The organism is Streptomyces lydicus (assembly GCF_001729485.1).
Classification (GTDB): domain Bacteria; phylum Actinomycetota; class Actinomycetes; order Streptomycetales; family Streptomycetaceae; genus Streptomyces; species Streptomyces lydicus_D.
Window position 1 is genome coordinate 6,773,967 of sequence record NZ_CP017157.1, and the last position, 22,297, is coordinate 6,796,263.

Below are 22,297 nucleotides of genomic sequence, written 5' to 3' on the forward strand. Positions count from 1 at the left end.
AGCAAGTTGAGCTTTACCCACTCAATGTCAGCGGCTGCCGAGATGTTCCCCGAGGCGCGTTCGCTGTGAGCGATCAAGGCCGCGGCCCGGAAACGCAAACGGCCGAGCCGGGCCCCGTACGGGACCCGGCTCGGCTCGGAGGGGGCAGCGGCGGCCCGCTACCAGTGGGCGGGGCGGGACAGGGCGGGCGGCAGTGTGGTGGTGGCGTCGCCGCGGGCCGCGTTGACCTGGGCCTGGGTGAGGAAGAGGGCGCCGGTGAGGTCGGCGCCGCTCAGGTCGGCGTCCCGCAGATCGGCCCCGATCAGGTCCGCCTGCCGCAGATCGGCGCCCCGGAGGTCGGCGGCGATGAGGTACGCCCCGCGCAGGTTGGCGCCCCGCAGGTCGGCCTTCCGCAGCCGGGCCCCCATCAGGTCGGCGCCCCGGCGCTCCTTCTTGCGGCCCGGAACCGTGGCCCGTACGAGCTCGCTGGTGCGCAGCAGCAGGGCGTTGACCTCACCGCGGTGGGCCGGCACGTCCAGCCGGCCGAGCTCCTCGGCGCTGCCCCGGGTGAGGCGTTCGGTCTTCTCCAGGGCGGCGCGCAGCGCGGTGTGGACCGGGCGGGCGTCCGGCAGGCCCAGTGCCTCGGTGAGGTACCAGAGGAGTTCGTGCAGCTGCCGCATGACCGGGAAGACGTCGAACATCTGCCGGGCGGTGCCCGGTGCCTGCCGCCAGTCCCGGCCGCCGAAGGTGACCTGGGAGACCTTCTGGCCGGCGCCGAAGCAGTCGAAGACGGTGCAGCCGGAGAAGCCCCGCCCCCGCAGGTCGGCGTGGATGCCGCAGCGGAAGTCGGTCTGCAGGTTCGGGCAGGGCCGCCCGGCGTCCTTGTCGATCGCGAAGTCCGCGGAGGCGGCGAAGGGCAGCGCCACACAGCACAGCCCGAAGCAACTGCCGCAGTCGGACACCAGGTCCAGCTCGGTGGGGGGCGGATTCGACTGCTTGCGGTCCTGCGGACGTTCTGCGGACACGGTGCGGGTACTCCTGCGGGCGGCGGGCGGCGCACCTGCGGCGCCGGAAGAAGGGTCCATTCTTCCAGTCCGCGTACGGGGCGCCCGCGCCGGGCCGCCCCCCGCAGCCGACCACCGCGGCCGCGGCCGGACCCGCGCCCCTCTCTCACGGAACGTCAGGACTGCTACTTTCACGGCATGTTGCAGCGGATGTCCGGCGTGTTCATCGGTGCCTTCTTCGGGACGGTCTTCGTCGTCGCCAATGCCCACGACCCCTTGAATCCCACGATCGGGAACGCGCTGCGGGTGCTCGCGGTGCTCACTTTCGGGGGACTGCTGGCGCTGGCGCTGCGGGCCGGGCGCCGGAGCGGGCCCGCCGTGGGCGTCCCCGGGGCTCCCCGGGGGAGCTGGTACGGCGGGAAGTTCGGCTTCGTCGTGGCGGCCGAGGTGGTGCTGCTGATCGGCGGCAACCTCGCCCTGCGCGGGGCGGGCGCCCCGGCGGAGACGGCCGTGGCCTGGATCGCGCTGATCGTCGGGCTGCACTTCCTGGCGCTGACCGCGGTCTGGAAGCAGCGCAGCATCGCCGTACCGGGCACCGCGCTGACCGCGCTCGGTCTGACCGGCCTGGGGATGGCGGCGACCTCCGCCGTGGCGTGGGTGCCGTTCGTGAGCGGTGTGCTGTCCGGCGTGGCACTGCTGGGCGGCTGCGCCTACGCCATCGCCCACGCCTACCGCGCGACCGCACGGCCGTAGGGCCACCGGACGGACGACACGGGCGCATCCGCCGAGGGGCGAGGGGCCGCGGCTCAGTGCAGCCGCGCGCCGCGCAGTGCCGGGTGCCCCAGGTCGCCGAGGAGCGGCACCGGACCGGTGCGGTGGACGCGCCAGCGGCGGAGCAGCGGCCAGCCGGCCACCCCCAGGGCGACGGAGAGCAGGTGGCCCCAGTCGGTCATCGGGTCGGCGTAGGCCAGCAGATCGGTGAGGGCCAGATAGCCGACGCCCACCAGCAGCGGCCAGCGCACCCAGGCCGGAAGCACGCCCGCGAGGGCTCCGATGCAGGTCATCACGCCGAAGCTGATGCCGTAGTCGAGGCGGTGCAGGGAACTCTCCGGCAGCTGGCCGGCGGCGACCGAGAAGGCGACGGGCAGCTCGGTGGCGAGGGTGGCCAGCGCGTGGCCGCCGAAGAAGACCGCGGCGGTGCGCAGTCCGCCGATCCGCCGCTCCAGGGCCGTCAGCACGAAGAGGAAGGCGAGCGCGTACGCCGAGGCCATCCCGCCGGCGATCCACAGCGCGCTGGCCACCAGCACCAGCAGCGGCGCCTGCGCGAGGTGGACGACGTCGGTGCTGGAGCCCTGCAGCAGTTCGGAGACCAGGCCCGGGTCGGCGTACTCGGCGAACAGCGAGGTGCCCACCAGCAGGAGCGCGTAGCCGAAGGTGAAGGGGGTGCCGGCGGGGGTGGGCAGCAGCAGCCAGGGCCGCGGCCGGGCACGCGCCGGCCGGAGCGGTGGCGCCGCCCCGTCCGCGGGGGCCGCGGCGCCCGGGTCCCGCTGCCGGGGGATGCCCGGCAGCACCGGGAGCGGGTCCGCCGGCCGCTCACCACCGGCCGGAGCCCGGCCCTCCGACGCCCGCTCCCCCTGCATTCCCCCGAGGGTTTCCAGCCTGCTCACGGTCCTGGGCCCCTTCCGTCCATGCGCATCCGGTGAGCCGTGCCCGTGCCGCCCGGCGGTGCGTGCTCGCTCTGCCCTGCACAACGTCGCGCACCAGCCTGCACGCTCAACCCATGAAGAAGCTGTGTGAGTGAGATGCATCACGTCGGGCAACGGTCGCCGGGGGCCGCCGCGTCCGGCCCGCCGGCCCCGCAAACGAGGTGGACCGCCGCGGCCCGCGTTGGCCACCATGGCCGCATGGCGTCCGTTACTCCTCCGCATCCGACGACCGGTCCGGCCCCGGCCCCCCGCACGCTCGACCGCCGCGAGGGCCCGTACGGCGAGGTGGTGCTGCGGCAACGGGACGGGTCCCCCGCCGGGCCCGGCGCCCCGGCGGCCCGCGTCGTCTACGAGATCATCGCCAACGGCTGCTTCCTGATGGACACCTCCGACGGCCGCTCCGAGCGGCTGCTGGTCGACGCCGCGCTGGCCGCACTGCCGGCCGGCCGCGCACGGCCCGCGGTGCTGATCGGCGGCCTGGGCGTCGGATTCTCGCTGGCCCGCGCCGCCGAGCAGCCGCGCTGGGGCCGGATCGCCGTCGTCGAGCGCGAGGCGGCGGTCATCGACTGGCACCGCACGGGCCCGTTGTCCGACGTCTCGGCGGCCGCCCTCGCCGACCCGCGCTGCGAGATCCTGCACACCGACCTCGTCGCCCACCTGCGCGCCGACGCGGGCGGGGACACCTACGACGCGCTGTGCCTGGACATCGACAACGGCCCCGACTGGACCGTCACCGAGGGCAACGACACCCTCTACTCCCCCACCGGCCTCGCGGCCTGCCACGACCGCCTGACACCCGGCGGAGTGCTCGCCGTGTGGTCCGCGCAGCCCTCGCCGGCATTCGAGGAAGCCTTGCGAAATGCCGGTTTCAGCGGGGTGCGTACGGAAGAGATCCCGGTTGTCCGAGGCGTCCCCGACGTGGTCCATCTCGCGCGCAAGGGCGCGTAGCCGACAGTCGCGCCGTGCCCGTACGCTGCTGCCCAGCAAGACGCGACCACGCAGGGACATGCAGGGGCGGGCGATGGACCAGACTCAGACAACGCAGGGCGGCGCCGCTGCCACGCCGGGTGCCCAGCGCCGGGTGCTGGTCGTGGAGGACGACCCGACGATCGTCGACGCCATCGCGGCCCGGCTGCGCGCCGAGGGCTTCCAGGTGCAGACCGCCACCGACGGCCCGGCCGCGGTGGAGACGGCCGAGGCGTGGCAGCCCGATCTGCTCGTCCTGGACGTGATGCTGCCGGGCTTCGACGGCCTGGAGGTGTGCCGCCGGGTGCAGGCGCAGCGCCCGGTCCCGGTGATGATGCTCACCGCCCGGGACGACGAGACGGACATGCTGGTCGGCCTCGGCGTCGGCGCCGACGACTACATGACCAAGCCGTTCTCCATGCGGGAGCTGGCCGCGCGGGTGCATGTCCTGCTGCGCCGGGTCGAGCGCGCCGCGCTGGCCGCGCACACCCCGCGCAGCGGCATCCTGCGCCTGGGCGAGCTGGAGATCGACCACGCCCAGCGCCGGGTCCGGGTGCGCGGCGCCGACGTCCACCTGACGCCCACCGAGTTCGATCTGCTGGTCTGCCTGGCGAACACCCCGCGCGCGGTGCTCTCCCGTGAGCAGCTGCTGGCCGAGGTGTGGGACTGGGCGGACGCCTCCGGGACGCGCACGGTCGACAGCCACATCAAGGCCCTGCGCCGCAAGATCGGCGCCGAGCGGATCCGCACGGTGCACGGCGTCGGGTACGCGCTGGAGACCCCGGCCGCATGACGCGGCGGCACCCGTCCGCGCGCCGCTGGTGGCAGCCGCCGCTGCGGGAGTTGTGGCAGCGGGCCTGGGAGGCACTGCGCCCCCTGGACCCGTACCGCTCCGTGAAGGCCGCGCTCGGCGCGCTGGTCAGCGTCTCGGTGATCATCACCACACTCCTGGTGTTCGTCGCCATGCGCTCGGCCACCGAGCTGCGGGTGATCACGATCTTCTCGATCATCGCCTCGCTGCTGATCACCCAGTTCGTGGCCAACAACCTGACCGCCCCGCTCGGCGAGATGACGGACGTCACCCGCGCGATGGCGCACGGTGACTACAGCCGCCGGGTGCGCTCCGAGCGCCGCGACGAGTTCGGCGACCTCGCGGAGGCGTTCAACCGCATGGCGGCCGACCTGGAGGCGGTGGACACCCACCGCAAGGAGCTGGTGGCCAATGTCTCGCACGAGCTGCGCACGCCCATCGCCGCGTTGCGCGCCGTCCTGGAGAACGTCGTCGACGGGGTCTGCGAGCCCGATCCGGAGACGATGCGCACCGCGCTGAAGCAGACCGAGCGGCTCGGCAGGCTGGTCGAACACCTCCTGGACCTGTCCAGGCTGGACAACGGCGTGGTGCCGCTGCACGCCCGCCGCTTCGAGGTCTGGCCGTACCTGTCCGGGGTGCTCAAGGAGGCCAACATGAGCCGCGGCGCCTCCACGCTGTCCGGCACCGGCACCCACACCCGTACGGACGTCCACCTCCACCTCGACGTCTCGCCGCCGGAGCTGACCGCGCACGCCGACGCCGAGCGGCTCCACCAGGTCGTGGCGAATCTCATCGACAACGCGATCAAACACAGCCCGCGCCACGGCCGGGTCACGGTGCACGCCCGGCGCGGCGACGGGCCGGGGAGCCTGGTGGTGGAGGTCCAGGACGAGGGGCCCGGCATCCCCGAGTCGGAGCGCTACCGGGTCTTCGAGCGGTTCAACCGCGGCGGCCCGGGCACCTCGGGCCCCGGCACGGACGGCGGTACGGGACTGGGCCTGGCGATCGCCCGCTGGGCGGTGGACCTGCACGGTGGACGGATCGGGGTGGCCGAATCGTCGAAGGGTTGCCGGATTCGAGTCACTCTTCCGGGTAGGGAAGCAACGCGGAGCTGACATCCCGGTTGACGTCACCTGACGTAGGGTCGGTGGTAGGAGCATTCATCCCATGGGTGCGACGGCGGTAAGTCCTACCCGGACGCGGGCAAACTACGTGTGTTTCCCGCCAAGTCATGCCCCGAAACCCGTCGGGGAATGTGACGTGCGTGACGAGTAGCCCTCCCGGACTGCACCAAAGGTCACAAGAGGCGTAGCCTTTATTCCCGCTGTCCACCACCTTAGGAAGCGGAAGAGGGCGGTTGCCGCCGTGTCGCTACAGTCCCCCAACAGCTCGAGCATCTCGACCGAGGCCGATCAAGAGGGGCAGGGCAAGAGCCCTGCTGCCGCATTCGGCCCGAACGAGTGGCTCGTCGACGAGATCTACCAGCAGTACCTCCAGGACCCGAACTCGGTAGACCGAGCCTGGTGGGACTTCTTCGCCGACTACAAGCCGGGCGGCGCCACCGCGCCGAGCGCACCGGCGGAGGGCTCCCCCGGTGCGGCTGACGCCGTGCTGCCCCCCGCTGCTGCCCCGGACCGGTCGGCTCCCGCCGCGCCGGCCCAGCCGAAGCCTGCAGCTGCCGCGCCGGCGACCCCGGCGAAGCCGGCCGCGAGCGCTCCGGCCCCGGCCAAGCCCGCCGCCGCGAAGCCGGCCGCGAAGCCGGCCGCCGCGAAGGAGACCGAGGCCCCCGAAGGCCCCGAGTACGTCGTCCTGCGCGGGCCCTCGGCCGCCGTGGCGAAGAACATGAACGCCTCGCTGGAGCTGCCGACGGCCACGTCCGTCCGCGCGGTCCCGGTGAAGCTGCTGTTCGACAACCGCATCGTCATCAACAACCATCTGAAGCGCGCCCGTGGCGGGAAGGTCTCCTTCACCCACATCATCGGGTACGCGATGGTGCAGGCCCTCAAGGCCATGCCGTCGATGAACTACTCCTTCGCGCAGAAGGACGGCAAGCCGACGCTGGTCAAGCCCGAGCACGTCAACCTCGGTCTGGCCATCGACCTCGTGAAGCCCAGCGGTGAACGCCAGCTGGTCGTCGCGGCCATCAAGGCGGCCGAGACGATGACCTTCTTCGAGTTCTGGCAGGCGTACGAGGACATCGTCCGCCGGGCCCGCGACAACAAGCTGACGATGGACGACTTCACCGGGGTCACCGCGTCGCTGACGAACCCCGGCGGCATCGGCACCGTCCACTCCGTGCCGCGTCTGATGCCCGGCCAGTCCATGATCATGGGCGTCGGCTCGATGGACTACCCGGCGGAGTTCCAGGGCACCTCCCAGGACGCCCTGAACAAGCTCGGCGTCTCCAAGGTCATGACGCTGACCAGCACGTACGACCACCGCGTGATCCAGGGCGCCGCCTCCGGCGAATTCCTGCGCATCATGAACCAGCTGCTGCTCGGCGAGAACGATTTCTTCGACGACATCTTCAAGTCGCTGCGGATCCCGTACGAGCCGGTCCGCTGGCTGCGGGACATCGACGCCTCGCACGACGACGACGTCACCAAGGCCGCCCGGGTCTTCGAGCTGATCCACTCCTACCGGGTCCGCGGCCACGTCATGGCCGACACCGACCCGCTGGAGTACCACCAGCGCAAGCACCCCGACCTCGACATCACCGAGCACGGCCTCACCCTGTGGGACCTGGAGCGCGAGTTCGCGGTCGGCGGCTTCGCCAGCAAGTCCATGATGAAGCTGCGCGACATCCTGGGCGTGCTGCGTGACTCGTACTGCCGCACCACCGGCATCGAGTTCATGCACATCCAGGACCCCAAGCAGCGCAAGTGGATCCAGGACCGGGTCGAGCGTCCGCACAAGTCGCCCGAGCGCGAGGAGCAGCTGCGCATCCTGCGCCGGCTGAACTCCGCCGAGGCGTTCGAGACGTTCCTGCAGACCAAGTACGTCGGCCAGAAGCGCTTCTCGCTGGAGGGCGGCGAGTCCGTCATCCCGCTGCTGGACGCGGTCATCGACTCCGCGGCCGAGTCGCGGCTGGACGAGGTCGTCATCGGCATGGCCCACCGCGGCCGCCTCAACGTCCTCGCCAACATCGTCGGCAAGTCGTACGCGCAGATCTTCCGCGAGTTCGAGGGCAACCTCGACCCGAAGTCGATGCACGGCTCCGGCGACGTGAAGTACCACCTGGGCGCGGAGGGCACCTTCACCGGCCTGGACGGCGAGCAGATCACCGTCTCGCTCACCGCCAACCCCTCCCACCTGGAGGCCGTGGACCCGGTCGTCGAGGGTGTCGCGCGCGCCAAGCAGGACATCATCGGCAAGGGCGGCACGGACTTCACCGTCCTGCCGATCCAGCTGCACGGTGACGCGGCGTTCGCCGGCCAGGGCGTGGTCGCCGAGACGCTGAACATGTCGCAGCTGCGCGGCTACCGCACCGGCGGCACGGTGCACGTCGTCATCAACAACCAGGTCGGCTTCACCGCCGCCCCGGAGTCGTCGCGCTCCTCCATGTACGCCACCGACGTGGCCCGCATGATCGAGGCGCCGATCTTCCACGTGAACGGTGACGACCCCGAGGCCGTCGTCCGCGTCGCCCGTCTGGCCTTCGAGTTCCGCCAGGCGTTCAACAAGGACGTGGTCATCGACCTGATCTGCTACCGCCGCCGCGGGCACAACGAGTCGGACAACCCGGCCTTCACCCAGCCGCTGATGTACGACCTGATCGACAAGAAGCGCTCGGTGCGCAAGCTGTACACCGAGTCGCTGATCGGCCGGGGCGACATCACCCTCGAAGAGGCGGAGCAGGCGCTCCAGGACTTCCAGGGCCAGCTGGAGAAGGTCTTCACCGAGGTCCGTGACGCCACGACGACCCCGGCCGTGCCCGAGGTGCCGCAGCCCAAGGCGGAGTTCCCGGTCTACGTCGACACCGCGATCTCCCAGGAGGTCGTCAAGCGGATCGCCGAGTCGCAGGTGAACATCCCCGAGCACATCACCGTGCATCCGCGTCTGCTGCCGCAGTTGCAGCGCCGCGCGGCCCAGGTCGAGGACAACACCATCGACTGGGGCATGGGCGAGACCCTCGCCGTCGGCTCGCTGCTGATGGAGGGCACCCCGGTCCGGCTCGCCGGCCAGGACTCCCGCCGCGGCACGTTCGGCCAGCGCCACGCGGTGCTGATCGACCGGGAGACCGGCGAGGACTACACCCCGCTGCTCTACCTGTCCGAGGACCAGGCCCGCTTCAACGTCTACGACTCGCTGCTCAGCGAGTACGCGGCGATGGGCTTCGAGTACGGCTACTCGCTGGCCCGCCCGGAGTCGCTGGTCATGTGGGAGGCGCAGTTCGGCGACTTCGTCAACGGCGCCCAGACGATCGTGGACGAGTTCATCTCCTCCGCCGAGCAGAAGTGGGGCCAGACGTCCGGCGTCACCCTGCTGCTCCCGCACGGCTACGAGGGCCAGGGCCCGGACCACTCCTCGGCCCGCATCGAGCGGTTCCTCCAGCTGTGCGCGCAGAACAACATGACCGTCGCGATGCCGACGCTGCCGTCGAACTACTTCCACCTCCTGCGGTGGCAGGTGCACAACCCGCACCACAAGCCGCTGGTCGTCTTCACCCCGAAGTCGATGCTGCGCCTGAAGGCCGCGTCGTCGAAGACGGAGGAGTTCACCACGGGCGGCTTCCGTCCCGTCATCGGTGACGCGTCGGTCAAGGCCGAGGACGTCCGCAAGGTCGTCTTCACCTCCGGCAAGGTCTACTACGACCTGGACGCCGAGCGGCAGAAGCGCGGCGCGACCGACACCGCGATCGTCCGCATCGAGCGGCTGTACCCGCTGCCCGGCAAGGAACTCCAGGCGGAGATCGCCAAGTTCCCGAACGCCGAGAAGTACCTGTGGGCGCAGGAAGAGCCGGCGAACCAGGGTGCCTGGCCGTTCCTCGGCCTCAACCTGATCGACCACCTCGACCTGGCCGTCGGCGCGGACGTGCCGCACGGCGAGCGCCTGCGCCGCATCTCGCGGCCGCACTCCTCGTCGCCGGCCGTCGGTTCCGCCAAGCGTCACCAGGCGGAGCAGGCACAGCTGGTCGCGGAGGTCTTCGACGCGTAAGGCGTCGGGCCACCGGTCGTACCGGGACCGTCACAAGGGCCCGTCCCCGCTGCTGCGGGGGCGGGCCCTTCGGCGTACCGGAAAGCGGGGCGTCACACGGGCTGCGGTTCGAAGTCCCAGTACGGGCGCCTGCGGCGCCGGGCGGAGAGGGTGTGCGGGTGCTCGGCGCCCAGCGTCTCGGAGAGCTGCTGGATCGCCTCCTGCTCCAGCTTCGCCGCCTCCTGGCCCCGGCGGCGCAGCGCCCGCAGGTCCTCGGCCAGCGCCGTCTTCGCGGAGAGCGTCAGCGGATGGCGGTCGCCGAGCGTCACCTTGGCCCGCTCCAGGGTGTCGCGGCCCAGCTCCACCGCGCCGTCCTCGTCGTCGGCCCGGCTGCGGGCCGCGCCGGCGTTGAGCGCGCAGCCCAGCGTCCAGGGGTGGTCGGGGCCCATCGTCCCGGTCATCCCGTGCAGCGCCCGCTCGGCGAGGTCCAGCGCCTCCGCCGTCTCCCCGAACTCGGCGCGGACCAGCCCGACGTTGCCCAGGGTGCCGACGGTGTACGGGTGCCGCTCGCCGGCCAGCGCCTCGTAGCGCTCGGCGACCTCCTCGGCGAGGTCGCGGGCCTGGCCGAGGTCGCCGTGTTCGCGCAGGAAGGTGGCGTGGTCGGCGCGGACCATGAGGGTTTCGGGGTGGCGCGGGCCCTGCACCCGGCGGGAGCGCTCGACGACGTCGGCCATCAGCGTGGCGGCCTTGGTCACCTCGCCGGAGCGGCGCCAGCACAGCGCGAGGTTGTGCTCGGCGCGCAGCGTCTGCGGGGTGTGCGCGCCCATCACCTGGAGGTGCAGCCGGGCGTTGAGCTCCTGGCTGGAGGCGGCGTCGCGGTAGCGGCCCAGCAGCCGGAGCATCCGGGCGTAGGCGGTGCCCGCGTTGAGCGTGAGGTGGTGCCGTGCGCGCAGCTCCCGCTCCCGGAAGGCCAGCACCTCGCGGTGCGTGACCAGCGCTTCCTCGTAGCGGCCGAGCAACGCGAAGACGTTGCCGAGGTTGTGCCGCGAGGAGAGCGTGCGCGGGGCCTCGGGGCCGAGGAGGTCGGTGTAGGCCCGCCAGACGGCGTCGAAGAGTTCGTACGCCTGCTCGTAGGAGCCGAGGGCGAGCAGGGTGCCGGCGAGGCCGTCCTGGGCGCGCAGCAGGTCGGCGTCGGAGGGGTCCCGCTCGGCGGCGAGCTGGTCGACGACGGCGCTGCCGACCGCTTCGGCCTCGCGGTAGCGGCCCAGTCTGCGCAGCATGTTGGCGTGCTGGTGGGTGAGCACGAGCATGGTGCGCTGGGTGGGTTCGAGGCGGGTGCGCCAGCGGGACATGAACTGTTCGCACAGCCGCAGCCCGATCCGGTACTCGCCGCGGACCCGCAGGTACTCGACGCAGTTGAGCAGCAGCTGCTGGACCGCCGGATCGGCGCTGTCGAGCACGCCGGCCGGCTCCAGGTGCGGGATGAGTTCGGCGTAGCGCTCCCAGTAGCGGGTGTCGGCGGGGTTCTGCGGGTCGGCGGTGACCAGCACCCGGCAGGCGGTCGCCGACATCAGGTCGCGCTCGTCCTCGGTCATGTCGCTGCGCAGGAACCGGTGGTAGAGCCGGTGCATCAGCGCGGTCTCCACGGCCGGGTCGGCGTCCTGGGAGACCTGGTAGTCGAGGCGTACCGCGGTGGACTCGGTCAGCCGGCGCAGCGCGGTGTTCCAGCTGATCGGTTCGGCGGCCAGGTCCGCGAGGTGTTCGGGCAGGTCGCCGCGGCGGGCCTTGGCGAGCATCGGGACGGGGATGGCGTCGGGGGCGAAGAAGGCGAACAGCTTGAGGAGTTCGACCGCGGCGGGGCTGCGCTCGCGCAGCGTGTTGAGAGTTATGGCCCAGCTGGTCTGGAAGGCCATCGGGTAGTCGGAGGAGATCCGGATGCCGACGAGGCTGGGCTCGCCGCGCCGGATCAGCTCGATGTACTCCTTGGGCGACATCGGGTTGGCGTCGAGCCAGGCGGCGGTCTGGGCGAGCAGCAGCGGCAGGTCCTGGACGGCCTCGGAGAGCATGTCCGCCTCGACCGGGGTGAGCCGGGGGGCGCGGCGACGGGCGTAGGCGACGGACTCGACGCGGTTGAAGGGCAGTACCTCGATCTCCTGGGCGCTGCCGGAGCCCGACCAGTCGCGGGTGAGCGTGGTGATCAGGACGTGGCCGCGGCCGTCGGGGATCAGGTCCTCGATCTGCTCCATGTCGTCGGCGCTGTCGAAGATCAGCAGCCAGCGGCGGTAGGGGCGGCCGATGCGCAGCGCCTCGTGCACGGCGCGGATGCGGTCGCCGAGCTCCCGGCCGACGGGGAGGCCGAGGCGGGTGGCGAGTTCGGCGAGCTGTTCGCGGGCGGCGCCGCGGTTGGTGGCGCTGATCCACCACACCACGTCGTAGTCGTTGCCGAAGCGGTGGGCGTACTCGGCGGCGATCTGGCTCTTGCCGACGCCGGAGGTGCCGTAGAGCGCGATACGGGTCTCCAGCGGCGGGGCCGCGGTCGTCCCGGGCCCGGCCAGCTTGCCGTACAGCTCTTCGAGGACGTTGTCGCGGCCGGTGAAGCGGTTGTTGCGGCGCGGGATGTTCCACACCTCGGGCGGGTTGTTCGGGAAGCGGGGCTCGCCGGGGGCGTTCTCGTCCACGGTCCGCGGCGGCGCGACGATGCCCAGCCGGTGCAGGACCCGGCGGTTGGCCTCGTTGGCGTCCAGGTCGCGCAGGTCGGCGGGGCGCAGCAGGGACGCGGTGGCCGGCAGGCTCTGGGTGGCCACGCTCACCGCGGCGAACCGGTCGGCGTGCGGCGGGCACCACCTCCCGCAGCGCGGCGGTCCACTCGTCCTGCGTCTTGGGGCCCAGCCGGAAGTACCAGTCGTCCAGCACCATCAGCAGCCGCCCCTCGGCCTCCAGCAGCGCCGACAGCTCCTCGGCCAGGGCGGTGTCGACCTTCGGGTCCCAGCGGAGCAGGGTCGTGCCGTGGCCCTGCTGCTCCAGCTGGTGGGAGATCCACGCGGCCCACGGCCGGGCGAAGCCCGCGTAGCTGATGGTGATGTGCGCGGCGGAGCCGGCCGGGCCCGACGGACCGGAAGAAGCAGAAGAACCGGCTGAACCAACGGAAATGGACTGCTCGGCCATGCGACCGTCTCCCTGAGATGCGATGGTGCGCGCGTGCGGAGGGTGAGACATCGGGCACGCCCTGGCTCTTTCGCACGATAGCCCAAGTGTCGCTCCATATGACGACAGTGCGTCAGGTCTTCTTGCATGCAGGTCAGTTGAGGGAAACGGTCGCGTCGAGCCGGGCGGCGATGTGCCGGATGAGGCGTTCCAGGTCCGCGCAGTACACGGACGGATGAGTGAATCCGCCGGCGTCCGCGCGGTAGCGGTGCGCGTAGTTGCCGCCGCCGCACACCTCCACCAGGGCGCAGGCCCGGCACTGGGGGGCGAGCGCGTCCCGGCCGCGCTGCCGGGCGGCCATGCCGGGGTGGGCCAGGGCCTCGTCGAAGCTGTGGCGGAAGACGTTCAGGCCGGTGGCGGCGGCGCCCTCGTAGGCGGACTTCAGCGAGTCCACCTGTTCGATGGCGCCGTCGGTGTCCACGACCAGGGCCACGACGGGGGAGAGGCCGACCGCCTCACTGGTGCTGGGCCGCCCCAGCAGGAGGCCGAGGATCTCGGTGAAAACCCGCACGCGCGGCCCCGGGCCGCCGTCCCACCACAGGTCGAAGACGGTGCACAGCCAGTCGCCGTACGGGGCGCGGCCGGCCGGCACGGGCGGGCCGGGCCGGGGCCCCGGCCCCGCGGTGGCCGGCGGCGGGCTGGACCAGTTGGCGTGCGGCAGCAGGAAGTCGAGCATCGGGGGGTCCAGTGCGCGCAGCGAGCCGTAGACCTCGGCGGGGTCGGCGGTGATGTCGATGGTGCACAGGATTCCGGCGAACACGTCGGGGCGGTCGTGGAGCAGGCCGACGGCGCGGGCGACCGCGGGCCAGGAGGGCCGTCCGGCGTGGTCGAGGCGGCGCCGGTTGAGGCCGGGGGTGCCGCCGTCGAGGCTCAGGCCGAGCCGGAAGCCGGCGGCGCCGAGCGTGTCGAGGGTGTCCCGGGTCAGCAGCGTCCCGTTGGTCTGCACGCCGAATTCGGCGGTGCAGCCGGCGGGCAGCGCGGCGCGGACGGCGGCGGCCTGGGCGAGCAGCGGGCCGGGGCCGGTGAGCAGCGGCTCCCCGCCGTGCAGATCGATGCGGAGGTCCCGCAGCCGGTGGGTGCGGGCGTGTTCGGCGATGCGCAGGGCGGTCTGCCGGACGGTGGCGGGCGGCACGGTACGGGGGCGCTCGCGCCAGCTGTGGTCGGGGCCGGCGTAGATGTAGCAGTAAGTGCAGGCGAGGTTGCAGCGGCTGTGCACCTTCAGGACGAACTGGCGGAAGGGCACCGCGGTGGTCCGGCCGGTCGTCTCCCCCGCCACGGCGTCGCCCCCTGCCCCCGTAGAACTCGGTCGCGGTACGGGCCCGGCGCCGTCGGCCGTCACGTCCCGCCCGCTGTCTGGTACTTGGCTCCCCGTTCGATCGAAGAATCGAATTGCCGCGACAACTGGCCGGTTCCCTAGCGCGTTTGCCCAAAAATCACCTGCCGCACGACCGGACGACGCAAAGGGAGCGGCCGCGCCGGGCCGTCACCGCAGGAGTTTTCCCGGGCCGTCCTCGTAGTACGCGACGGCCTCGTCCCCGGTGGGCCAGTTGCGCAGCAGCAGGGTGGCGACCTCGCCGAGCACCGCATGGTCCGTCCGTGCCGCCAGCAGGCGCACATCGACCCCGGCGAAATCCGGCAGCGGCTCGGCCGACGGCCCGGACGGGGCGGCCGCAGCCCGTTCGGTGCGGGGGGTAGTCGCCACGCTGCTCTCCTCTGACCGGCTGGACGGTGGTTTCCCGGACTCCCGTCCACGGAAACACGCGGGGGCGGCGGACGGCCAGGCGGCCGGCCCGGGGGACGGACGGCCGGGCCCGGAGCCCCGCCGCCCGGCCGGCGTCGGGCGCGGTTCCGGTCCCGGCCGTCCGGGAGTCAGGCGGTGGACTCCAGGGCGCGCATCCGGGCGCGGGTGCGCTGCGCCTCGGGCCCGGCGTCCTCGCCGGCCCGCTGCCACTGCTCCCAGCTCTCCCGGTAGGCGTGCAGCGCGGAGCGGGGGCCGGCGGTGACCTCCAGGACCCCGGCGCGGCGGTGGTGGGCGCGGGCGGCCAGCAGGGCGCTGCCGGCCCGGCCGGCGGCCGCGGCGGCCCGGCGGTAGCAGGCGGCGGCCCGGTCGTGGCGCTCCCGGGAGTCGAAGCGGCGGTCCAGCAGCAGCTGCACGTCGCCCACTTCGAGCCAGGCTTCGGCGCACACCGCGTCCGGTACGTCCGCGCCGCGGGCGGCCAGCTCCAGCACCCAGTCAGCCTCGTGCAGATCGGCGAGCGAGGGCTGGCGTTCGTGGCGCAGCCGCAGCGCCCGGCCGAAGAGCAGCCGGTGGCTGCCCAGGTCGGGGTCGTGCGGCGCGACCCGGGCCAGCGCCTCGCGCAGGACGTGCACCGCCTCGTTGGCGAGCCGCTTGGCGGGCTCCCCCGGAGGCTCCAGCCGGGCCCGCAGCAGCAGCGCGGCGCCCCGCTCGGCGAGCAGGGAGCTGTGCTCGGGCGAGTCGGGGGCGGTCAGCCGCAGCGCGGCGGCCAGCGCGGCGATCGCGGCGTCCAGGGCGCTCAGCGCGCCGGTGCGGGTGTGGACGGCGCGGTGGGCCGCGGCCGTCCGGCGCAGGCTGTCCGCCTCCAGGCCCGGGTCGTCCAGCGCCCGGGCGATCTCCCGGGCGCGTTCGAGGGCCGGCAGCACCGACGGCAGGCCGGCGCCGCCGTTCAGCTCCCGGGCCGCGGCCAGGTCGAGCAGGGTCTCGCACACCAGCCGGTCGGCGGCGCTGCCGCGGCGGCGCAGCAGGACGGTGGCGGTGTCGAGGTCGTCGGCGGCGCGGACGGCCAGCGCCTCGGCGGGGCGCGGGCCTTCGGGACGCGTCCGGGCGGCCCGGCGGGCCTGGTCGAGCAGGACGCCGCCGCGGGCCGCGTAGACCTCGCCGGGCACCTGCTCGCCGCTGGGCCACTGGTCGAGCAGGTCGGTGAGGGAACGTTCGGCCTCGTCGAGGGGGTCGGCGGGGCCGTCGGCGCCGGCCGCGGCGTCGTCCTCCCCCGCACCGGGCGTCGCGCCGGGCGTCTCGGACAGGGCGGCCAGCCGCCGCAGGACCTCGGTGCGCAGCACCATGCTCTCCAGGACGCGGGGATCGAGCAGGCTCATCAGCCCGCAGGCGGTGTGCAGTTGACGGGCGGCGTCGGTGAGCGCCGCGCGCTCCTCCGCCACGGTGCCGGCCCGGCGCCGTTCGCCGGCCCGGGCGTACGCGACCCGGCCGCGCACGATCAGCGCCCGGGTGCGCTCGGCGTCCCCGGCGGTGTCCCCCGCGGCGTCGTCCCCGCCGGCGGCGTCGGTGGCGGACCGGGCCGCCCGCTCCGCCTCCTCCAGGGCGTCCGGCTGGCCCCACTTCGCCCAGGCGTGCAGCAGGGCACGGGCGAGGTCGGTGCCGGCCGGCGGCAGGCGGTCGGCGGCGGCGCGCAGCAGGCGCACCGCCTCGATCAGGTCGCGGACGGCGCGGTCCTGTTCGTAGCGCTCCAGCAGGGCGGCGCCCTCGGCGGCCGGGCCGTCGGGGACGTACGGCCGCCGGCCGGCCGGGCGCAGCGCCGGTTCGAAGCGGCGCAGGACGCGTTCGGAGACCCGGGCGAAGGGTGCGGGGACGGCGCTCCCCGGGCCACCGCCGGCAGGGACCCCCTGGCCGGCCTCCGGTTCGCGGCCGCTGCCGGAGAGCATGGCGACCGCGACGGCCGGGAAGTTGCGGGCGCTGCGGCCGAAGGTGCGCTCGATGTAGAGCGAGCAGTGCTTGAGGATCAGGGCCGCCTCGCCCGCGCTGAGCCGGCTGAGGAGTTCGTCCCGTACCCCTGGCGCGAAGTCGTACCAGGGGCCGGTGCCGGTGCTCTGCCCGTCGGACGGCCTCCCCCGGGCCCCCGGGGAGCGGGGAGGTGCCCCCACGTCCGGCGGGAGTTGCGTGACCAGGCCGCTGAGCAGCACCTCGGCGAGTTCGGCCGGCCCGGTCTGCGGCAGCATCGCGCGCTGGACGAGCTGGATGACGGGCAGCGCGAGCGGTACGGCCGAGAGGTGCACCGCGAGCAGCCGCGCGGCGGGGGACGCCTGCTGCTCGAACGCGCGGACCATGCGCGACGGTTCGCCGCCTCCGGGCGCGTCCTGCGGGCCGGGCGCGGGCTCGGCGCCGTGGTCGATCCGTACGACGCAGGCCGCGCCGCGCAGCGACAGCCCGGCGTCGGCGGCGGCGAGCCGGGCCCAGGAGCCGAGGGCCGAGGGGGTGGCCGACAGGACCGGGACGGCGCGCTCGCGGGGCGGGCCGGGCGGCGCGGCCGGCGCCGGGGCGGGCCGGCGGCGGCGCCGGGCCGGGAGGAAGTCCAGCGCCTGGTAGGGCCCCTGCCGGCGGACGAGGGTGCCGGGGACCGCGGGCAGCAGGGTGCGCCCCCACATGCGCTGCGGCAGCGGCTGGACGACGGCGAGCGGGGCGTCGGCCGCCCAGCGGTAGAGCAGCCGCTGCATCCGGCCGTCGCGCCACAGCGGGCCCGCGCAGTCGCTGATGACGAGGGTGAGGTGGTGGCCGGTGGGGTCGTGCAGCTGGTCGGCGGGGCGCAGCGGGCTGCCGGGGCCGGGCGCCGCGGCGACGCCGACGTCCCGGCCGTGCGGGTGGAGGTAGTGGACGGTGACGTCCCGGAACGCGCCCACCCGTTCACAGACCTGGCGCAGGTCGTGCAGCATCTGCTCCCAGACGGCCATCGAGGACGAGCCGTCCATCAGCAGGCGCAGGGCGGCGGCACGGCGGTGCACCCCGCGCAGCACCGGTATGACCGTTTCGGCGTGCGCGGAGAGTTCGGCGGTGGCGGGCTCGTCGAGGGTGTGGCGGGCCGGGGCGGCCGGCGGGCGGTAGCGCTGGACGGGGCGCAGCGCGCGCTGCAGCGGCAGCAGTCCGGGGAAGGCGGAGGCGATCGGCACGGCGACCTCGCCGAGGCGGTGGTGGTCCGGGTCGGCGGCCCGCTCGTCCTGGGCGGGCAGCAACTCGGCGACGCGGCGCCGGGCGCCGTCGCGCGACGAGGGGGGCCGCCCGGCGGAGGCGTCGGGCCCGCTGCCGGACGCGGGCGGTACGCCGTCGCGCGCCGGGTCCGCCGCACCGGCCGGCCCGACCCGGAAAGTGGCCGGATCCGTACGGTCGGGCCGGTCCGTGCGGTCGGTGGCCGCGTCGGCCGGGCCCCCGGGCGGTGCGTCGGGAGTGATCCACTGGGCGAGCCAGAGGGCGTCGGCCATCGCGCGGGCGTCGGGCGGCAGCCCCGCCGCGGTCAGCCGGGCGACCAGCTCGTCGAGGGGCCCTGGACCGGGCGCCCCGGAGGGCATCGCAGTCACCTCGTCCGATCGAGAGGCCGCATCAGCTCCGCCGTCAGGCGCCGTCGGGTCTCCTCCTCGTCCTGGTCGGTCCAGCCGGCCTTCTGGGTGAGGTGGATGGCGTTGAAGAGCTGGTCGACGGCGCGGACGTCGCCGGGCTCGCGGTCCAGGAAGCGGTCGATCACGGCTTCGTAGCGCTCGGCGGCCCCCTCGCCGAAGTGCGCCCGCACCATGGCGGCCAGCCGCTCCTTGTCGGGGGCCGGGATGTGGAGGTGGATGCAGCGGCGCAACAGGGGCGCCGGGAAGTCCCGTTCGCCGTTGCTGGTCAGGACGATGAAGGGGAAGGCGCGGCAGCGCACCCGGCCGTCGCGCACCGTCACCCGCGCCCCGTCGTCGCTGAGCACCTGCACCTCGGGGGCGGATCCGGCCAGTCGCTCCAGCTCCGGAATCCTGAACTCCCCTTCTTCCAGGACGTTGAGCAGGTCGTTGGGCAGGTCGATGTCGCTCTTGTCGAGCTCGTCGACGAGCAGGACGCGGGGCCGTGCGGCGGGCAGCAGGGCGGTGCCCAGCGGGCCGAGACGGATGTAGCGGCCGATGCCGCCGCCCGGCTCGTCCGTGGGGTCCTCGCCGTCCGCGGCGCCGCTGTCCGCCGCGGACGGTGCGGCGCGGGCGATCTGGAGGTCCTGGAGGCGGCCGATGGCGTCGTAGTCGTACAGGCCGTCGCGGAGCGTGCTGCGGCTGACGACCGGCCAGCCGAGCACCCGGCCGAGGCCGAGTTCGTAGGCGACCGAATGCGCCAGGGTGCTCTTGCCGCTGCCCGGGGCGCCGGTCACCAGCAGCGGACGGCGCAGATAGAGCGCGGCGTTGACCAGCTCGCGCTCGGTCTCGCCCGGACGGTGGTGGCTGGCCTCGCGGTGCTGCACGCCGAGGCGGCGCTCGGAGGCGGGGTCCAGGGCGGCGGGCGGCGCCACGAGCGGGCCGCCGTCGAAATCGCGCCAGGGGGGCGGCGGTGGAAGGTGCTCGATTCCGTCGTGCGGTGCGCCCGCGCCACGATAGATGAGCCAGTCGCTCACGTCGGAACTCCTCGTCGCCGGCCCGGCATCGGTCAGGAACGGGGGCCGGGGAGAACCGCCGGAGACGTCGGCACCCGCCCGGCCGTCCCCCGCGTCCGCCACCGACACACACGCAATCACGTCGTCACGTCATCACGAACAAGTCTTCCACGACGCTATGACAGTACCCATCCATACGGAAGCGCACGGGGCGGTTTCCGGTCTCGCGCCGCAGCACCGCGGGGCGCCAAGTGCCGTGCACGGGGCGCGGTTTGGGCATGTGCCGGGCCGTGCGCCGGTCCGGCGCGGGACGAGCGGCCGGGCCGGGAGCGGGCGCCGGGCGCATGCGCGGGGCGCACGCGGCGCCCCGGCAGCCGCACCCGTACGCGGCGCCCCGGCGGCCCCGCCGGACGGCCGTCGCGCGCTCATCCCGGCGACACCTGGGGGCGGTCCGGGAACAGCTGCGGAATCGGGTCCTCCGGATCGTCGTAGAGGAGCACCAGATCGCGGGCCCAGTGCGCGCCCTCCCCCGCGGCCTCCGCCGCCTTGGCGCGCAGCTGACGCACCAGCTCGGGCAGCCGGACCACACCGCCCGAGCCCTGGAGCAGCTCCCGGATCCCGCGGTGGAACTCCTCGCAGGAGGCGTCGCAGGCCCGCTCCTCCCCGTGGCCGCGGGCCGGCCACAGCGCGGCGGGGAAGCCGGTGTCCAGCGCGGCGCCGACCGTGTCGCGGCCGAACCCGTCGGCGACCGTGTGGCACAGCGCGGGCAGCGCGCCCTGGTCCGCCGTCTCCAGCAGCCGCCAGATCGCCTCGGTGCAGCCCCCGCCGGGGCGCGGGCCGGCGCCCGGGTCCGGCGGGAGGCGCAGCGCCCGCAGCCCGGGGGCGGCGGCCAGGCCCTGCCAGCGGCGCAGCCAGGCCGGATCGACCTGCCCGCGCCGCCCCTGGTCGCGCAGGACCACCGCGCGCCCGGGCCCCACCGGCCGCCGCCGGGCGGTGCGCCGGGGCGAGGCGGCGACCTCCCACTGGCCGACGGCGGTGTGCCAGCGGCCTTCGGGGACGGCGACCTCCAGGCGTACCCGGGCGCCCGGGCCCGCGTCACCGTCGGCCTGCAGCAGCCGTCCGCCGAGCCGTTGCAGCACCTGCTCCCGCGCCTGCTCGAAGGGCACCCCGCCGGCCGCTTCCTGAACGTCCACCCGCAGCCACTGGCCCCGGCCGTAGCCCTCGCTGACCGACCAGTTGTAGAGCTCGTGGCCGCCCTCGTCATAGAAGAGCGGCTCGAACTCGACGAGCACCGAGCGCGGCCGCCGGCGCACCGGCCCGATCCGGCGACGGTCCTGCGGCTGCAGCACCACCGCCTTGGCCTGGACGAACTCCGCGAGCCTGGCCGCGTCCTCGCGGACCGCGGCGGCCTGCTCGTCCGGCGCGTCCCGCACCGCGTCGGCGCAGCGCTGCGCCACGATCCGCAAGTAGTGCACGAACGCGCGCAGTTCGGTGTACGGATCGCTGCCCTGGTAGAGCGCGCCGTGGCCGTCCCGCCAGGTCCGCAGCGCCCAGGCACCGGGCCCGTCGCCGCGCTCCAGTACTTCGCCGACCGCCGCCTCCACCACCAGCGGGTCGCGGGGTGCGGGCAGCCGGGCGAGCAGGTGCAGCGCCTGCAGCCGCTCCTGCACGCCCCACAGCCGGCCGCGCCCCGCCATGATCGCGTGCTGGGCGTCGAACCAGGTGGGGCCGCCGGCCCGGCCGAGCTCCTGCCCGGCCCAGTGCCAGCGGTCGTGCAGGCCCGTCAGCGCGTGGTACGGGTCGGGGCCGAGGTCCTCCGCGCCGGACGCGCCCTCGACGAGGTGCTCGGGGCCCAGGCCGCGCAGCGCGGTGACGGGCACCGCGAGCCCGACGTGGTCCTGCTGGTGGCGGCCCTTGACGATGCCGACCACCTCGCCGCGGTCGCAGTCGAGCAGCGGCCCGCCGGAGGCGCCGGGGGCGACCCGGACGTCGCTGCCGAACTGCAGCCCGCGGGCGTCCCGGGCGCCGAACCGGACGGCGATGAACGGGTCGACCGGGGCGGCGGGCGGCGCGGAGCGGTCGGCGCCGCACCCGGCACCGGACTCGCGTATGTCGCGTTCGCCGGGCCGGGACCCGCCCGACCGTTCGTGTCCGCGGAAGATGTAGGCGTCCTCCAGGAGCGTCGCCGGCTGGTCGCTGAGCCAGGCGCAGGGGTGCGCGGGCGCGGGGTCGAGCAGCCGGACCAGGGCGAGGTCGGCGCGGGCGGCGGGCCCGGCCTGCGGGTCGGGCCGGCTCAGGTCGTACGCGAGCCGCGCGGGCGCCACACGGCCGCCGAACGCGACCCCGAACACCCCGTCCGGGCCGGTCGCGCGGCGCCGGCCGTCGCTGGCGGTGAGCACATGGGCGCAGGTCAGCACCCATCCCGGCGCGATCAGCACGCCGCTGCCCCACAGCGGGGCGTCGGGCACCGGGGGTGCGGCGCGCAGCGCGACGGTGGTGCGTCCGGCGAGGTCGAGGAGCTGGGCGTACCGGGCGCGGTCGCCCCGGCCGGCGGCCGGTCCTTCGGGGGTGGCCATCAGCGGCCCGCGTCGTCCGGCTCCCGGATGCCGGGCGGTGGCACCCGGTGCTCCTCGGGTGCGGGCGCCCCGCCGTCCCGGCGCCAGGTGAGCGTGACCGACAGATTGGTCTTGGCCTCGCCGTCCGCGAGCAGGGCCACGGCCTTGCCGGGCTTGGCCGACAGCTCCACGCCGAAGGTCACGCTGGTCTCGTCCGGCGCGACCCGTGCGGCGGCCTGGCGGACGCTGCTCGCGACCCCGCCGATCACCTCGCGGAGTCCCTCGACCCGGGCGCCGAGCGCGTCCCAGGCGCCCACGTCCTCGAAGTCGTCCGTGCTCCCGTCGGTCCCGGCGAGGCCGGCGGCGTCGAGCCGGGAGACCCGGGCCCAGACCTCCGTACCGTCGGGCATTTCGATGCGCTGCGCGCGCTCGTGCATCACGGCCTCCTGCTCCCCCTGAACGGCAATTCGGCCATTCCCCCATTGCCGCAGGGCCGTTGACAGGTGATCAGGCTAGCCCGCGGCCGCCGGTGGCGCGAGAGGTCCGCGGGCCTGCCTATCCTGGCCGGGAATGTCCCATGACC

13 protein-coding genes and 1 pseudogene are annotated in these 22,297 nt (G+C 74.4%); 5 read left to right on the top strand and 9 right to left on the bottom strand.

Features of this window, described 5'->3' with window-relative positions:
• Window positions 1–158: 158 nt before the first annotated feature.
• A complete protein-coding gene (locus SL103_RS29285) occupies window positions 159–1,064 on the bottom strand; it encodes a pentapeptide repeat-containing protein (protein WP_079146037.1) in 906 nt (301 codons plus the stop codon).
• A gap of 117 nt (window positions 1,065–1,181) precedes the next feature.
• Here SL103_RS29285 and SL103_RS29290 point away from each other — a divergent pair, with 117 nt between their 5' ends.
• Window positions 1,182–1,736 (top strand): hypothetical protein, encoded by a 555-nt coding sequence (locus SL103_RS29290; RefSeq protein ID WP_069571991.1) that lies wholly within the window; start codon window positions 1,182–1,184, stop codon window positions 1,734–1,736.
• Between the two features lie 53 nt (window positions 1,737–1,789).
• On the opposite strand, the gene SL103_RS29295 is transcribed toward SL103_RS29290, so the two are convergent.
• Entirely contained in the window at window positions 1,790–2,623 is an 834-nt protein-coding gene (locus tag SL103_RS29295) for a rhomboid-like protein (protein ID WP_069571992.1), read from the bottom strand.
• A gap of 264 nt (window positions 2,624–2,887) precedes the next feature.
• Between SL103_RS29295 and SL103_RS29300 the strand changes: the two genes are divergently transcribed.
• From SL103_RS29300 to SL103_RS29315, 4 genes are all read left to right on the top strand, one after another.
• Window positions 2,888–3,637, top strand: a complete 750-nt coding sequence (locus SL103_RS29300; RefSeq protein WP_069571993.1) for a hypothetical protein — start codon at window positions 2,888–2,890, stop codon at window positions 3,635–3,637.
• A 73-nt stretch (window positions 3,638–3,710) separates the two neighbouring features.
• Complete coding sequence (locus SL103_RS29305) at window positions 3,711–4,448, top strand: response regulator transcription factor (protein WP_069571994.1); 738 nt, start codon at window positions 3,711–3,713, stop codon at window positions 4,446–4,448.
• Window positions 4,445–5,581 carry a HAMP domain-containing sensor histidine kinase gene (locus tag SL103_RS29310; RefSeq protein ID WP_069571995.1) on the top strand — a complete coding sequence of 379 codons (1,137 nt, stop codon included), beginning with the start codon at window positions 4,445–4,447 and terminating at the stop codon, window positions 5,579–5,581. The genes SL103_RS29305 and SL103_RS29310 overlap by 4 nt, the downstream gene beginning before the upstream one ends.
• Before the next feature lie 250 nt (window positions 5,582–5,831).
• Window positions 5,832–9,623, top strand: a complete 3,792-nt coding sequence (locus SL103_RS29315; protein ID WP_069571996.1) for a multifunctional oxoglutarate decarboxylase/oxoglutarate dehydrogenase thiamine pyrophosphate-binding subunit/dihydrolipoyllysine-residue succinyltransferase subunit — start codon at window positions 5,832–5,834, stop codon at window positions 9,621–9,623.
• A 92-nt stretch (window positions 9,624–9,715) separates the two neighbouring features.
• Here SL103_RS29315 and fxsT read toward each other — a convergent pair.
• The 7 genes and pseudogenes from fxsT to SL103_RS29350 form a co-directional block, all read right to left on the bottom strand.
• Window positions 9,716–12,767 (bottom strand): annotated as a pseudogene (gene fxsT / locus SL103_RS29320) (FxSxx-COOH system tetratricopeptide repeat protein).
• A 133-nt stretch (window positions 12,768–12,900) separates the two neighbouring features.
• A complete protein-coding gene (locus tag SL103_RS29325) occupies window positions 12,901–14,082 on the bottom strand; it encodes an FxsB family cyclophane-forming radical SAM/SPASM peptide maturase (protein WP_208869985.1) in 1,182 nt (393 codons plus the stop codon).
• A gap of 207 nt (window positions 14,083–14,289) precedes the next feature.
• Window positions 14,290–14,508 (bottom strand): YxD-tail cyclophane-containing RiPP peptide, encoded by a 219-nt coding sequence (locus SL103_RS29330; RefSeq protein ID WP_069571997.1) that lies wholly within the window; start codon window positions 14,506–14,508, stop codon window positions 14,290–14,292.
• A gap of 167 nt (window positions 14,509–14,675) precedes the next feature.
• Window positions 14,676–18,119 carry an SAV_2336 N-terminal domain-related protein gene (locus tag SL103_RS29335; protein ID WP_069571998.1) on the bottom strand — a complete coding sequence of 1,148 codons (3,444 nt, stop codon included), beginning with the start codon at window positions 18,117–18,119 and terminating at the stop codon, window positions 14,676–14,678.
• Window positions 18,120–18,124: 5 nt separating this feature from the next.
• Window positions 18,125–19,180, bottom strand: coding sequence for an AAA family ATPase (locus tag SL103_RS29340; protein WP_069571999.1), 1,056 nt, complete (start codon window positions 19,178–19,180; stop codon window positions 18,125–18,127).
• Window positions 19,181–19,584: 404 nt separating this feature from the next.
• Window positions 19,585–21,735 (bottom strand): trypsin-like peptidase domain-containing protein, encoded by a 2,151-nt coding sequence (locus SL103_RS29345; RefSeq protein ID WP_069572000.1) that lies wholly within the window; start codon window positions 21,733–21,735, stop codon window positions 19,585–19,587.
• Window positions 21,735–22,151, bottom strand: coding sequence for a CU044_2847 family protein (locus SL103_RS29350; RefSeq protein WP_069572001.1), 417 nt, complete (start codon window positions 22,149–22,151; stop codon window positions 21,735–21,737). The genes SL103_RS29345 and SL103_RS29350 overlap by 1 nt, the downstream gene beginning before the upstream one ends.
• Window positions 22,152–22,297: the final 146 nt, after the last annotated feature.